The sequence below is a fragment of the Paraburkholderia sp. SSBN10T genome, assembly GCF_056619545.1.
In genome coordinates this window covers 163,428-176,053 of record NZ_JBWQQI010000010.1, presented here as the reverse complement: position 1 = coordinate 176,053, position 12,626 = coordinate 163,428, and the positions used below count along the sequence as shown (strand labels likewise).

Here is a 12,626-nt window from a genome sequence, read left to right as displayed (position 1 = left end):
AGACGGGTATAAATAAGGGTTCACAAGGTGGTATCACGGCGCTTCACTTAGGACGAAGCAAAAAATGCCGGAAACGCCCACGGGACAAGGCGGAGGCCAACAGCAGCAAGGCTCCGATCCACCCCGTTAAAACTATCCTCTCCCCGTAGTTCAATGGATAGAACAAGTGCCTCCTAAGCGCTAGATACAGGTTCGATTCCTGTCGGGGGGACCAACCAGACTCCAAGCATCCCCCAACCTATGCCGGAAATCCTTGCATAGCGTTGCACCGGCGGCGTTCCCACACCACCGCATCCACCCCGCGCCAATCCCCAACCTTCCCCTCCCTTCACCCGCCCCCTCCCCAAGCCATCCCCATGTTAAGTTGCGCCTCCGCATTCACGCAGACGCCGTTGCAACAGACAGCCAAAAGTAAATGGAGCGGTTTTTCATGGGGCGCGGGAGCGCCGTGATGTACTTGCTGGAGCGTCGCCGCGCGTGGTTCGCCGCCATCGCGGCCGCGCCAAGCGGCAACGTCGAAATGGAGTCACGCCAGATCGAGTTGCTCGAGCGGCTCATCCTCGATGTGCGCGCCGGCCGGGTTCGCAGCTTCGAGTTAACTGAGCCGAAACCCGTGGTCATTTTTGTCACCAACTAGCCGACACTCAGGCTCGCCCTCAACCACCCGGCAATCTCGCCCAAGGTTTCGACACACTGCGGAAACCGCGCAACCTGAGCCGGCGTCACCGGGAAGTTATGGCCCATATCCGGCGCATGCAGGTGCGTGAGCGGCACGCCCGCCGCCTGCAGTTTCTCTGCATAAGCGAGGCCTTCATCGCGCAGCACATCGTATTCGGCGGTCGTCACTAGTGTGGGCGGCAACGCCGGCACTTCGCGCAAGCGCAGCGGCGCCACATTCGGATCGTCCGGTGAAGTACCCGGCGCATATTGCTCCCAGAACCAGCGCATCAGATTCGCTTCAAGTCCGTAACCGACCGCGTTCTCCGCATAGGACGGGTAACCCACGCTCGGATGATCCGTAACGGGATACAGCAACAGCAGCGCGCGCAGCGCATTCGCATGAGCCTGCGCCTCGCCGCAAATCCGGTTCGCGGCCACCGCGGCCAGGTTCGCACCCGCGCTATCGCCACCCAAAGCAAGCCGCGACCGATCGCCGCCAAACTCATGCGCGTGCCGTGCAGCCCATTCGACGGCCGCAAGCGTGTCCTCCAACGCGGCAGGATATGGATGCTCCGGCGCGAGCCGATACTCGACCGAGACGATAATCACCCCCGCCGCCTCGCTCAACAGTCGGCAGAACGGATCGACGGTCGCCACCGCGCCCACCACCCAGCCGCCGCCATGCAGGTACACCATCACCGGTCGCGGCGACGCCTGCGCAGGCGGCAGATAAAGACGCGCGGTCAAACCCGCTGCTATCTCGACATCACGGGTCTCGACCCGGTTCGGCAGCCCCGCAATCGACACCCGGCTTTCCAGCGCACGCATCATGAAGCCGCGCGCCAGGCGCACACGCTCCTCGTTGTTGGCGACGGCAGGCGGCGCACCCGCGGCGGCGGCTTGCTCATCGAGCAAACGGCGTACTGCAGCATCAAACGGCTTACGTTCTTTCATAAACAGGTCCTTCCGCTTTGCGCTCACGGGAATCCGACGGCTCCGAACAAGGCCTCTGAAAAATACTGCAAAACCCAACTCGCTGCCACGGCGCTGCCTCAAGCCGATGAAACGCATGTGACCCATGCAAACAGGCCCGCATCTCGTTCGAGATGCGGGCCTGTTTCCTATCGACCAGCGCCGCTCAAGGGCGCACTACGCTACCAGCATTCACACGCCGGTAACGCCGTCAATCAGCGCACGTTATAAACCGGCGGCGAGTACGGGCTCACAACGGTTTCAGTCCGTTGCCCGGTTTGCGTCGAACCGCTTGCATTCGTGCCATAACCGGTTTGGTCAGATTGTGCAGCGCCTTTTTCAGCGGCGACCCGTGCTTCGGCGGCCTGGATATCGGCCGGGTAGTTATCGTCGTTCGAGACCGACGGGTTATAGCCGGCTTTCTCCAACTGGATCAGTTCGTTGCGCACCTGGGCGCGCGTCACGGGTTGATTCGTCTGAGCAAACGACACCACCGGAGCGGCGAGAAGGGCAGCAATGGCAACAGCCTTGATAAGCGATTTCATGATGGTGGAACCTCCAAAGATTGTCTTGTGTAGCGCCACAAACAAGCTTGTCTGCAGCCGGTAACTACAGTCTAGAAGGCACCCAACCTATGGTGAAGACCGAAATTTCGAATTCATTGTTGTCGCATGCAACATAATCGCCAAGTCTCGGAACTGGCACGGTACGGACTCTTTGGCGAGCCCATCGCACGGCCGATTCGCAGCACATGAATTGAAGCGATAAACCAGCGGTATTCGTCCGATTGCGCAGCGTGACGCACGCGTATTCTTCAATTCATGGGGCGCGTGGAATTGAACGGATTCCTACCTGATTCATGCGCACCGCCGTCAAGCGCGCAACGACCGGCGCGCCATTCATCAGACGTAACGCAAACGGCCAGACCAGCCGGCAGATTTACGGGGATAGACATGAATACCTTTATCGACGAAGGCATCGCCCATATCGCTCGCGTCATGAGGCCCGCCTTGCACGGGGATCTCGGCGGCTCGTATCTGCCGTCCACCTACTGGCGCCAGCGCCTTTACCACATACTTGACACCGCGCACCTGACGAACGCGCAGCTTCGTACCGTCGATAGCCTGCTGCTGGAACTGGACGAGTTCGACCTTTGCACGAAACTGCCCTCTTCCGGACACACACAGGTTGAACTTGCCTCGTAGCAGCCGGGCGGCTGCGATACTCGAACCGGGCGAGCGGCGACCAGTCTGTTGTTTGCATCGCCGGCAAGACACCAATTGAAATCGACGCTCATGCCCGTGACGGGATCCCGGTTCACGACACATTAAAACCGACGCATCCAATTAATCAGGATGACCAACCACACAAAAGAAATTCGCTGATCCGAAGCACACCGCTCATAAACCGAAGCAAACCAACCCGCTCATCACTGAAGCAGCTTACGCACATCCTGCTCCCAGGTAGGCTGTCCGCATCCGGCAGGATTCTCCGGCCCGAGCACGGTCAGATAGCCACGCGTCTTCATGCAGGCCTCATACGCCCGTACCTTCACGCAGCGTCCCTGCCCTGCGCTTTGCGCAGCAGCCTTGCATACGGCAATGGAATGGTCCATCGGTCCGAAATCCAGGTCGTCCGCACGCGACAGATCGGGGGCATCGGCGCCCGTCGCCGAAAACTCCACCGGACCGCCCTGGGCGCATCCCGTGAGCAACGCGGCTGCCGCCATCGCGCTAGTCAGCAGAAGTGAAGCGCAAAATTTCATCGTCTTATCTCCGATTGCAGCAACCGCGAACATCATACGCCGCCGCCCCGAAGCGGCGCGGGAAGCTCGCCGGATCGCTGCGGCCCACGCCAACCGCCTTCTTTTCGGCGATAATCGCCGCCATCCGCCTGCCCGCCCCCAGTGCCGCCCGTGCGCCGCCGGGGACGTGGCAGACTAGCCAAACACCGCGATCGAAGACCATCCGGCCGGGCCAGGCAAAGCCATTCATTCCGACCCGCACCCAGCCTTACGCACTCTATGAGCAAGACAGCGAACCCGCAGCGCCAGATCGACAACCTGCTTCGCCAGGCGGTTGCCCTGCAGCAAAACGCGGCCTACGCCGAAGCCGAGGACCTGTACCGCGAGATTCTCGCGCTGCGGCCCAGGCACTTCGATGCAATCCAGTTACTCGGCGCCCTGGCGCTGCAGTCGGGCCGCCTCGACGAAGGGATCGAACTGCTGAAGAAAGCGGTCGCCATCAACGGCATGCAGGCGCCGATTCACTCCAATCTCGCCTTCGCCTATAACGCGTTGCGGCGCTTCAAGGAAGGGCTCGCCAGCGCAAACCGGGCGCTCGCACTGCAAGCTGATTTCGCCGATGCGCTGAATAATCGCGGCAACGCGCTGGCCGGTCTGGATTTGCCCGCCGAAGCGCTGGCGAGCTTCGAGCGTGCGCTGAAGCTGCGCCCGGAATTTGCGCAAGCGTGGAGCAATCGCGCCTGTGTGCTGCGCGATCTCGGCCGCCCCGCAGACGCGCTCATCAGTTGCGACCAGGCGATCGCGTTGCAGGCGAACTATGCGGAGGCGTGGAGCAATCGCGCGAATGCCCTGAGCGATCTGAACCGGCCACAGGACGCACAACAGAGCTACCAGCGCGCGATCGAATTCGCGCCAGCGCTCGCCGATGCCTGGAACAATCTCGGCCTCACGCTCGTCGACCTGGGTCAGCACGAGCAAGCGCTGCAAAGTTACCAACGCGCGCTGACGTTGGCCCCCGGCTTCGCCGAGGCGCACTGGAACGAGTCGCTCTGCCTGCTGCAGATGGGCAAGCTCGCAGAAGGCTGGCCGAAATACGAATGGCGCTGGCAACGCAACCGGATCAAGGCAAGCCAACGCGGCTTCGCGCAACCGCTATGGCTGGGGGACTTCCCCATCGACGGCAAGACCATCCTGCTGCATGCCGAGCAAGGGCTGGGCGATACGCTGCAGTTCTGCCGCTACGCATCGATGGTGTCTGCGCTGGGCGCACGGGTGCTGCTCGAAGTGCCGCCTGAACTGATGCGGCTGCTGGCGAATCTGGACGGCGTCGCGGAAGTGATCGAACAAGGCCAGCCGCTGCCGCCGTTCGATTGCCATACGCCCATGCTCAGTCTGCCTCTCGCGTTCAAGACAGAGCTAGCCAGCATTCCTGCCGCCGTACCCTATCTGTTCGCCGACGCGCAGGCGTCGCAACGCTGGGCCGAACGTCTCGCACTCGATACGGGTAACGACCGCAGCCTGAAGGCCGGCTTGGTCTGGGCCGGCGGAAACCGGCCGCACGTGGCGGAGCTCAGAAAGAACGACGCCCGCCGCTCGATCACCCTTGACGCACTGCGCCCGATCCTCGAGGTGCCGCAAGTGCGCTTCTACAGCTTGCAGAAAGGGCCTGCGGCACAACAACTGGCGCAGTGGCCGGAACTCGGCGAACGGATCGTCGACTACACGGAAGAACTCGCCGACTTCGCGGACACCGCAGCGCTCGTGGCGAACCTCGACCTGGTGATCACCGTCGATACGGCGGTGGCGCACCTGGCCGGCGCGCTCGGCAAACCGGTGTGGATACTCAATCGCTTCGACACCTGCTGGCGCTGGATGCTCGAGCGCCAGGACAGCCCGTGGTACTCGAGCGCGCGGCTGTTTCGCCAGCCGGCGCTGGGCGATTGGGACAGCACCATCGCCTCGGTCCGCGAGGCGCTCGCAACACGCGCCGAGCGCGCCGCATTAGACCCTGCGCATTAATTCGATCCTGCGCATTAGACCCGAGCATCGGACCCGCACATCAGCAGACCGGCACGCTCGCCCGCATAGCCCGACACCGCTAGCATCGCCGGCGCCGGGCGGCGGCCCGTGCGCCGAGCGACATCAATTCCGCTTCGGAATCTCCAGCCCGCGCGCCACCGCCGGGCGCGCAACGAATGCCGCGAGCACCCGCCTGACGTTCGGAAAATCCGCAATCCCCACCAGCTCGCCGGCCTCGTAAAAGCCGATCAGATTGCGCACCCACGGGAAGGTCGCAATATCGGCGATCGTGTACGTGTCGCCCATGATCCACGCGCGGCCGGCGAGGCGTCCCTCCAGCACGCCAAGCAGACGCCGCGACTCCGCGACGTAGCGCTCGCGCGGACGCTTGTCCTCATACTCCCTGCCGGCAAACTTGTGGAAGAAGCCCACTTGCCCGAACATCGGGCCGATGCCGCCCATCTGGAACATCACCCATTGAATCGTTTCGTAGCGGCCGGCGGCATCCTGCGGAATAAGCTGCCCGGTCTTGTCCGCGAGGTAGATCAGAATGGCGCCGGATTCGAACAGTGCGAGCGGCTTGCCGCCGGGTCCGTTCGGATCGAGGATGGCCGGGATCTTGTTGTTCGGATTGAGCGAGAGGAATTCCGCCGACATCTGGTCGTTCGTATCGAAGCGCACCAGATGCGGTTCGTAGGCGAGGCCGGTTTCTTCGAGCATGATCGAAACCTTGACGCCGTTCGGCGTGGGCAGCGAATAAAGCTGCAGACGCTCGGGATGCTGGGCCGGCCATTTGGCCGTGATCGGAAAAGCGGAAAGGTCGGTCATAGGAGCCTTATTGAACGGGATGGGCGGAAGGCGACGTTGCCCATGCGGGGCAAGCCGGTCCGGCGAACAAGCCGTTCAATATAAACGCTCCTGCAAAATTTTTCCGGCACGGGGGCAAGACCGGCTTACCGATGATCCGGCCGCGCAATCCGATAAGAAGGCATGCTAATCAATTGGCGCCGACCACGCTCGCTGAAACATCGCCCGCCTCACCACGGATCGTTCGTCGCGGTCCCGGCGCGCCGGTTATAACCCTCGCGCCACAATGCCACCCCAACCGACATCAACAGGGCCTTTTCCTCGCCGTCGAGGTATTCCCACGCCGACGCCAGCCAGTCAGCGAAGCTGGCGCAGACGTATTCGACATTGACCGGCGCTTTCCCCTCCAGGTATTGCAACTCGAACATCGAAATCACTTTTTCGGGCGTCATCGCACACCTCCCTGTCGATGCATCCAGTGTAGGCGAGCGAGTCGGGACGCGGGAAGGTTAGCGGGCATCCGGTGATCGGCGCGCGGCCGTTGCGCCAGCGATTCCTGTGCAGCAACCACTCTGCCCGCCGGCGCATTCGAAAAGATTTTTCCGCGCCCCTAAAGTCGATATTCGGCCTGCCGTTAACGAGCCATGGACCCTATGTTCGCCACGCCGAGCCCCATCTTGTCGACAACGCTCATCGATCAGGACATCGCGCATATCCGCCGCGTGATGCAACCGTCGCTACTCGGCGATCTGGGTGGGCCGATCCTGCCGCCCGCTTACTGGCGCAAGCGTCTGCATCAATTGCTGGACGCCGAACACCTGTCTCACGCGCAACTGTGCGCCGTCGACAGCCTGTTGCTGCAACTCGACCAATACGACCCGGCGGACTGCACACCCGCGTGGAAGACCCTGCCGCTCGGCGCCCACGAAAGCCGTCCTGGCCCTTCGCAGCGACTGAGCTGACCGCACGGCCGACTTGTCCACGGTCCGGCCCTCCGCTTGATATTTCTACCTGCAAAACACGCGCGGTAAAAAAAAGCCGCAGATCATGCCGCGGCTTTAACACACCGTAACGCGGAGATTCAGCGTCGCCGCCCATACCCTAACAACGCCAAATGACGCTCGCAATCTGCCAGATATGCAGTTGATGAAAATTAACTGTTAGCCGACAGTCGGCTCGCCGCGCAAGGCGGCGGATCAAATCAGAACATCCGCCATGCGTACAAAGCGCTTTCTTGTCCGACCTGCGCCACGGGACACGCCGCGCTATCCGCGCTCCGACGAACGCGCAAACCCACCCCGAAGTAGATAAGGCGCCGCGTCGCGCCCAGTCGCGTCTTCGTTAAACCGTCTCGCCAAAGACACAACTACCGCGCCAATTTTGCCCATTCGAGCGGGGAATCCTGGAAAAAAGGGACAACTCCAGGCCATAATGTCCGCAAAAATCCCCAGCAAGGACTGCTAGTGACCCAGGCCCCACCGCTCGAGCTGCTAAAACAGGTGCGCACCCGCTTCACCCAACGAGAAATCGCCGCTCACGTCGGCAAGGACATCAAGACGGTGCGCCGCTGGGAAAAGGGCGAGACGCCCTGTCCGGCGATGCTCGAGCCCGCCCTGCGCGATCTGCTGCAGACCGGCGCAGCGAACAGGCACGGCGCGGCAAACGGTGACGCCAGCTTCCGCTTTATCGACCTGTTCGCCGGCATCGGCGGCATCCGCATGGGTTTCGAGGCGCAGGGCGGCGCGTGCATCTTCACTAGCGAATGGAACGATTTCTCCAAGAAGACCTATCTGGAGAACTACGGCGCGGATCACTCGTTCATCGGCGACATCGTCTCGTTTCCGGCCAGCGAGGTACCCGCTCACGACGTGCTGCTCGGCGGCTTTCCCTGCCAGCCGTTCTCGATCGCCGGCGTCAGCAAGAAAAACGCCATGGGCCGGCCGCATGGCTTCGAATGCTCGACTCAGGGGACGCTGTTCTTCGACGTCGCCCGCATCATCGCCGCCAAGCGCCCCGCCGCGTTCCTGCTGGAGAACGTGAAGAACCTGCTGTCGCACGACAAGGGCCGCACCTTCGAGGTCATCCTGCAGACGCTGCGCGACGAACTCGGCTACGAAGTGCACTACCGCATCGTCGACGGCCAGCATTTCACGCCGCAACACCGCGAGCGGATCATCATCGTCGGTTTTCGCGGCAAGACGGCGTTCTCATGGGACGATCTGCGGCTGCCGGAACAAGGCCCGCGGCTCGGCTCTATCCTGCACCGCACCGACGGCAGCGAGCCGGTGCTGCCGTGGGACCACGACCGCTTCTTCGATCACGCGAAGAAGCGTGTGCAGCCGAAGTACACGCTCACACCGAATCTGTGGACCTATCTGCAGAACTACGCGGAAAAGCATCGCGCGGCGGGCAACGGCTTCGGCTTCGGCATGGCCTACCCCGACAGCGTGACACGCACCCTGTCGGCCCGCTATCACAAGGACGGCTCTGAAATCCTCGTTTCCCAGGGCAAGCGGCTGCGCCCGCGTCGCCTCACGCCGCGTGAATGCGCGCGGCTGATGGGCTTTCCCGACACGTTCCGGATTCCCGTCAGCGACACCCAGGCATACCGTCAGTTCGGCAACAGCGTAGTGATGCCGGTGATGCAGGAAGTGGCGCGCATCATGCTGCCCCACGTGCAGGCGCTGCTTGGCGCGCCAGGCGCGCAGGCTCAGGCGAACGGCGTTGCACAAGGCGCGGCCGGTGACGGCCTGCAGAGCACGGCCCAGGGCAGATGGCACAACGGCGTGGAAGACCGCTTGCAAACCGGGTTACAGGCGACACCGGGAGCCGGCTTGCCGGCCCGGCCGCAAAAAGCGCGGCAACCCAAGCCGAAAGACGCGTCGCCACGCGCCACGGGCGCGCGCCCCGTCGCGGCCCGTAGAACCGCTCCACAGGCGCGCGTGCGCGTGGGCTGATGGTCGATATCGTCGATCCCGCCACACGCAGCCGGATGATGTCCGGCATCCGCGGGCGCAACACCAAACCGGAGCTGCTGATCCGCAGCCTGCTGCATCGGCAGGGCTTCCGCTTCCGTCTGGACGCGCGCGATCTGCCGGGACGCCCCGACATCGTCCTGCCGCGTTACCGCGCGGTCGTGTTCGTGCACGGCTGCTTCTGGCACGGCCACGATTGCCCGCTCTTCAAATGGCCACAGACGCGCCCGGAATTCTGGCGCGAAAAGATCGGCCGCAACCGCAGCAACGACGAGAAGTCGCGCGCCGCCCTGCTTGCCGCCGGCTGGCGCGTCGCGGTGGTGTGGGAATGTGCCCTGCGGGGCGCCAACCGGGATCTCGACGGCGTGTTGCAGCAACTAACCGACTGGCTGCACAGCGACGCCACCGAACTCGAAGCGCGCAGTTGAGGCCCTGCGCCGAGCGCCTGCCCGCCTCGAGCGATCGAACCAGCCGCCGGTGATACACTCGATTGGGCTCACCCGGGTCTGTCCGCAATGCGCTTTTCCGGCAGCTCGACCCATCTGAGAACCACCTTAAGGAGGCATACGATGGCTGACTTCCGTCTCTGGTCCGACGACTTCCCCACCAACGGCTTCATGCCGAAAGCCCAGGAATACGACGACAAGGCATTCGGCGTGGACGGCGAAAACATCTCCCCGGCTTTGCAGTGGGAGGCGCCGCCGGAAGATACGCAAAGCTTCGCTCTCACCGTTCACGATCCCGACGCGCCGACCGGCAGCGGCTTCTGGCACTGGGTCGTGGTCAACATTCCGGCCGATCTGCGCTCGCTGCCCCGCAACGCCGGCAAAGCCGACGGCAGCCTGCTGCCGCAAGGCGCGCTGCAGGTGCGCAACGATTACGGCACAGCGGGCTTCGGCGGCGCCGCCCCGCCGCGCGGCGACAGGACGCACCGCTACATTTTCCGCCTGCACGCGCTGAAGGTGGCGCAGTTGCCGATCAATGCGGAAACGACCAACGCGATCGCGCGCTTCATGACGCACCTGAACGAAATCGATTCGACGACGCATACCGGTCTGTACGAACTGAAATAAACGACGCGCAAAGTGGCGCCGGGATGGGCATCCTGCTCGCTCCGGCGCCATGGCGGCAACCCGGCCGGACGCCACAGGTCCGCGCATATGTCTCGCACCCGAACCCGCAGATATCCCCCGCCTTCACCTCCTATACGATGCACGCCCCAGCCTCCGGTAACGACTGTTCCACTCCTTCAGGCGCGCCGAGCGGCGTCCATTCCCTCACACCCGATACCGAACTGGGACTGCCCCTGCCGCAGCGCTATTGGGCCATCGTCGTGGTCGCGCTCGGCATTACGCTTGCCGTGCTCGACAGCGCGATCGCCAACGTGGCGCTGCCGACCATCGCCCGCGATCTGCATGCGAGCGCCGCCGCATCGATCTGGGTGGTCAACGCCTATCAACTGGCGATCACCATTTCGCTGCTGCCGCTGGCGTCGCTAGGCGACCGGATCGGCTACCGGCGCGTCTATCTGGGTGGCCTGATGCTGTTCACGGTCGCCTCGCTCGGCTGCGCGCTGTCCACCTCGCTGACGACGCTCACCCTTGCGCGCGTGATCCAGGGCTTCGGCGCGGCAGGCATCATGAGCGTCAATACCGCCCTCGTGCGGACCATCTATCCGCGCGTCCAGTTGGGACGCGGCGTCGCCATCAATGCGATGGTCGTCGCGGTTTCCTCCGCGATCGGACCGACGGTCGCCTCGGGCGTGCTCGCTATCGCCCCGTGGCCGTGGCTGTTCGCCATCAACGTACCGATCGGGATTGCGGCGGTCGTCACGGGCCTCAAGGCACTGCCCGGAAATGCGGGGCATCAGGCGCCATACGACTACCTCAGCGCCGTGATGAACGCCCTGGTGTTCGGCCTGCTGATTTTCGCGATCGACGGACTCGGCCACGGCGAAGCCTGGGCCTATATCGCGCTCGAAGCGCTCGGCGCTGCGGTAATCGGCTTTTTCTTCGTGCGCCGGCAGTTGACGCAAGCGGCGCCGCTATTGCCCGTGGATCTGCTGCGCATTCCGGTGTTTGCGCTATCGGTCGGCACGTCGGTTTGCTCGTTCGCCGCGCAGATGCTCGCCTTCGTGTCGCTGCCGTTCATGCTGCAGGACACGCTCGGTCTGTCGCAGGTTCAGACCGGGCTGCTGATGACGCCGTGGCCGCTCGTCATCGTCGTGGCCGCGCCGTTGTCGGGCGTGCTGTCGGACCGGCTGTCGGCGGGTTGGTTGGGCGGCATCGGACTGGCCGCGCTGACGGCCGGTTTGCTGCTGCTCGCCACACTCGGCGCGCATCCCGATCCGCTACAGATTGTCTGGCGCATGGCGTTGTGCGGCGCGGGCTTCGGCATCTTCCAGTCGCCCAACAATCGCACCATGCTGGCCGCCGCGCCGCGCGAGCGCAGCGGCGGCGCCAGCGGCATGCTGGGCACCGCGCGCCTGACCGGGCAGACGCTCGGCGCGGCGCTGGTGGCGCTGATCTTCGGCATTGCGCCGCAGCATGGGCCCACCATCGTCCTGTATGTCGCAGCGTGTTTTGCCGCAATGGCCGCGGTCGTCAGCACGATGCGGGTGACGCAGCGCGCGAGCCCGGCCGCCGCGTAAGTGAAAACGCGCTCACGCAGTGCTAACCTTATAAGGCGGTAGCCCGCACCTGCGGCACTCCGCGCTGTCCAAGGCACTATCCGCGCCGCGTCTTCAAGCATCGCGCGGCAGCGGGTGTCCCTGCACTTCCCTGCATGGTTTCTGAACGATGCCGAGGGGGTTCACATGTCACTCATCGTTGCTGCACGCTTCACCACGTTTCCTGCTGCCGAAACCGCTGCGCAAAAGCTGTTCGAGCGCGGCTTCGTCGAGGAAGACGTCACGCTGTTCTTCGTCAATCCACGCGGTCAGCACGCGCGCTACGCGCCGGATCACCACGGTCCGGAGGCAAGCGCCGCAGCGCCGCCCCATCACCTGGCAGGTCACGGTGCAAGTATCGGAGCGGTCGCCGGCGCGATCGTCGGTGCGGCGATCTTCATGGCGTTCGCCGCGTCGCTGCCGGTGGTCGTGATCGCGGCGGGGGTCGGAGCGTATCTCGGCTTGCGCGTCGGCGCGTTCGTGCAAGCGCGCAGCGCCGGCGTCGCGCATCTTGAGCTCGTGCATCACGAGATGCGCGATTCAGGCGTACTGGTGGCCGTGCATGTCTGCGAAGACAACCAGCTCGACGCCGCCACCGTACTGCGCGAAGCAGGCGGCACCGACCTCGAGCACGCCTCGGGACGCTGGCAACGCGGCCGTTGGGCAGACTTCGATCCGACCGCCACGCCTGTGCCGCTTGGCGAGTTGAATCAGCAACACGCGTAGCAAGGTTCGCGCGAGGCGAATGCAGACGAAAACGGCGGCCCGAGGGCCGCCGTGA

General features: G+C 63.9%; 13 protein-coding genes, 1 tRNA gene and 1 pseudogene. 10 read left to right on the top strand and 5 right to left on the bottom strand.

What is annotated here, in order from left to right; genetic code table 11:
• The first annotated feature begins 139 nt into the window (after positions 1 to 139).
• Together AC1ECK_RS17685 and AC1ECK_RS17680 are read left to right on the top strand one after the other, a co-directional pair.
• A tRNA-Arg gene (locus tag AC1ECK_RS17685) sits at positions 140 to 214 on the top strand.
• Between the two features lie 201 nt (positions 215 to 415).
• The gene (locus tag AC1ECK_RS17680; protein WP_480321253.1) at positions 416 to 637 is read left to right on the top strand and encodes a hypothetical protein; all 222 of its coding nucleotides are present in this window, start codon (positions 416 to 418) and stop codon (positions 635 to 637) included.
• Here the strand turns inward: AC1ECK_RS17680 and AC1ECK_RS17675 are convergent.
• Both AC1ECK_RS17675 and AC1ECK_RS17670 read right to left on the bottom strand, forming a co-directional pair.
• Positions 634 to 1,614 (bottom strand): alpha/beta hydrolase, encoded by a 981-nt coding sequence (locus AC1ECK_RS17675; RefSeq protein ID WP_480321252.1) that lies wholly within the window; start codon positions 1,612 to 1,614, stop codon positions 634 to 636. The two genes, AC1ECK_RS17680 and AC1ECK_RS17675, sit on opposite strands and share 4 nt — an antisense overlap.
• Before the next feature lie 233 nt (positions 1,615 to 1,847).
• Entirely contained in the window at positions 1,848 to 2,177 is a 330-nt protein-coding gene (locus AC1ECK_RS17670) for a DUF4148 domain-containing protein (protein WP_480321251.1), read from the bottom strand.
• Between the two features lie 408 nt (positions 2,178 to 2,585).
• Between AC1ECK_RS17670 and AC1ECK_RS17665 the strand changes: the two genes are divergently transcribed.
• Positions 2,586 to 2,837: a hypothetical protein gene (locus AC1ECK_RS17665; RefSeq protein ID WP_480321250.1), complete on the top strand. Its 252-nt coding sequence runs from the start codon at positions 2,586 to 2,588 to the stop codon at positions 2,835 to 2,837.
• Positions 2,838 to 3,061: 224 nt separating this feature from the next.
• Here AC1ECK_RS17665 and AC1ECK_RS17660 read toward each other — a convergent pair whose 3' ends face one another.
• Positions 3,062 to 3,397: a hypothetical protein gene (locus AC1ECK_RS17660; RefSeq protein WP_480321249.1), complete on the bottom strand. Its 336-nt coding sequence runs from the start codon at positions 3,395 to 3,397 to the stop codon at positions 3,062 to 3,064.
• A gap of 258 nt (positions 3,398 to 3,655) precedes the next feature.
• On the opposite strand from AC1ECK_RS17660, the gene AC1ECK_RS17655 reads away from it, so the two are divergent.
• Complete coding sequence (locus tag AC1ECK_RS17655; RefSeq protein WP_480321248.1) at positions 3,656 to 5,395, top strand: tetratricopeptide repeat protein; 1,740 nt, start codon at positions 3,656 to 3,658, stop codon at positions 5,393 to 5,395.
• A gap of 123 nt (positions 5,396 to 5,518) precedes the next feature.
• Here AC1ECK_RS17655 and AC1ECK_RS17650 read toward each other — a convergent pair whose 3' ends face one another.
• Together AC1ECK_RS17650 and AC1ECK_RS17645 are read right to left on the bottom strand one after the other, a co-directional pair.
• Complete coding sequence (locus tag AC1ECK_RS17650) at positions 5,519 to 6,223, bottom strand: glutathione binding-like protein (RefSeq protein WP_480321247.1); 705 nt, start codon at positions 6,221 to 6,223, stop codon at positions 5,519 to 5,521.
• A gap of 209 nt (positions 6,224 to 6,432) precedes the next feature.
• Positions 6,433 to 6,654, bottom strand: a complete 222-nt coding sequence (locus AC1ECK_RS17645) for a hypothetical protein (RefSeq protein WP_480321246.1) — start codon at positions 6,652 to 6,654, stop codon at positions 6,433 to 6,435.
• 192 nt (positions 6,655 to 6,846) lie between these two features.
• On the opposite strand from AC1ECK_RS17645, the gene AC1ECK_RS17640 reads away from it, so the two are divergent.
• The 6 genes and pseudogenes from AC1ECK_RS17640 (at position 6,847) to AC1ECK_RS17615 (ending at position 12,571) form a co-directional block, all read left to right on the top strand.
• On the top strand, positions 6,847 to 7,164 hold the full coding sequence (locus AC1ECK_RS17640) for a hypothetical protein (RefSeq protein WP_480321245.1): 318 nt from the start codon (positions 6,847 to 6,849) through the stop codon (positions 7,162 to 7,164).
• 501 nt (positions 7,165 to 7,665) lie between these two features.
• Positions 7,666 to 8,919, top strand: a pseudogene (gene dcm, locus AC1ECK_RS17635) (DNA (cytosine-5-)-methyltransferase); the annotation flags it as partial.
• A 239-nt stretch (positions 8,920 to 9,158) separates the two neighbouring features.
• Positions 9,159 to 9,605: a very short patch repair endonuclease gene (locus AC1ECK_RS17630; RefSeq protein WP_480321244.1), complete on the top strand. Its 447-nt coding sequence runs from the start codon at positions 9,159 to 9,161 to the stop codon at positions 9,603 to 9,605.
• A 141-nt stretch (positions 9,606 to 9,746) separates the two neighbouring features.
• Positions 9,747 to 10,250 carry a YbhB/YbcL family Raf kinase inhibitor-like protein gene (locus AC1ECK_RS17625; protein ID WP_480321243.1) on the top strand — a complete coding sequence of 168 codons (504 nt, stop codon included), beginning with the start codon at positions 9,747 to 9,749 and terminating at the stop codon, positions 10,248 to 10,250.
• 137 nt (positions 10,251 to 10,387) lie between these two features.
• Positions 10,388 to 11,827 (top strand): MFS transporter, encoded by a 1,440-nt coding sequence (locus AC1ECK_RS17620; RefSeq protein ID WP_480321316.1) that lies wholly within the window; start codon positions 10,388 to 10,390, stop codon positions 11,825 to 11,827.
• Between the two features lie 165 nt (positions 11,828 to 11,992).
• Positions 11,993 to 12,571, top strand: coding sequence for a hypothetical protein (locus AC1ECK_RS17615; protein ID WP_480321242.1), 579 nt, complete (start codon positions 11,993 to 11,995; stop codon positions 12,569 to 12,571).
• Positions 12,572 to 12,626: the final 55 nt, after the last annotated feature.

Bases quoted from the DNA above. Each gene is read 5' to 3' on its own strand.
- AC1ECK_RS17675 (WP_480321252.1), bottom strand. From the start codon at position 1,614: ATGAAAGAACGTAAGCCGTTTGATGCTGCAGTACGCCGTTTGCTCGAT.
- AC1ECK_RS17615 (WP_480321242.1), top strand. From the start codon at position 11,993: ATGTCACTCATCGTTGCTGCACGCTTCACCACGTTTCCTGCTGCCGAA.
- AC1ECK_RS17660 (WP_480321249.1), bottom strand. From the start codon at position 3,397: ATGAAATTTTGCGCTTCACTTCTGCTGACTAGCGCGATGGCGGCAGCC.
- AC1ECK_RS17655 (WP_480321248.1), top strand. From the start codon at position 3,656: ATGAGCAAGACAGCGAACCCGCAGCGCCAGATCGACAACCTGCTTCGC.
- AC1ECK_RS17680 (WP_480321253.1), top strand. From the start codon at position 416: ATGGAGCGGTTTTTCATGGGGCGCGGGAGCGCCGTGATGTACTTGCTG.
- AC1ECK_RS17670 (WP_480321251.1), bottom strand. From the start codon at position 2,177: ATGAAATCGCTTATCAAGGCTGTTGCCATTGCTGCCCTTCTCGCCGCT.
- AC1ECK_RS17645 (WP_480321246.1), bottom strand. From the start codon at position 6,654: ATGACGCCCGAAAAAGTGATTTCGATGTTCGAGTTGCAATACCTGGAG.
- AC1ECK_RS17665 (WP_480321250.1), top strand. From the start codon at position 2,586: ATGAATACCTTTATCGACGAAGGCATCGCCCATATCGCTCGCGTCATG.
- AC1ECK_RS17630 (WP_480321244.1), top strand. From the start codon at position 9,159: ATGGTCGATATCGTCGATCCCGCCACACGCAGCCGGATGATGTCCGGC.
- AC1ECK_RS17620 (WP_480321316.1), top strand. From the start codon at position 10,388: ATGCACGCCCCAGCCTCCGGTAACGACTGTTCCACTCCTTCAGGCGCG.
- AC1ECK_RS17625 (WP_480321243.1), top strand. From the start codon at position 9,747: ATGGCTGACTTCCGTCTCTGGTCCGACGACTTCCCCACCAACGGCTTC.
- AC1ECK_RS17650 (WP_480321247.1), bottom strand. From the start codon at position 6,223: ATGACCGACCTTTCCGCTTTTCCGATCACGGCCAAATGGCCGGCCCAG.
- AC1ECK_RS17640 (WP_480321245.1), top strand. From the start codon at position 6,847: ATGGACCCTATGTTCGCCACGCCGAGCCCCATCTTGTCGACAACGCTC.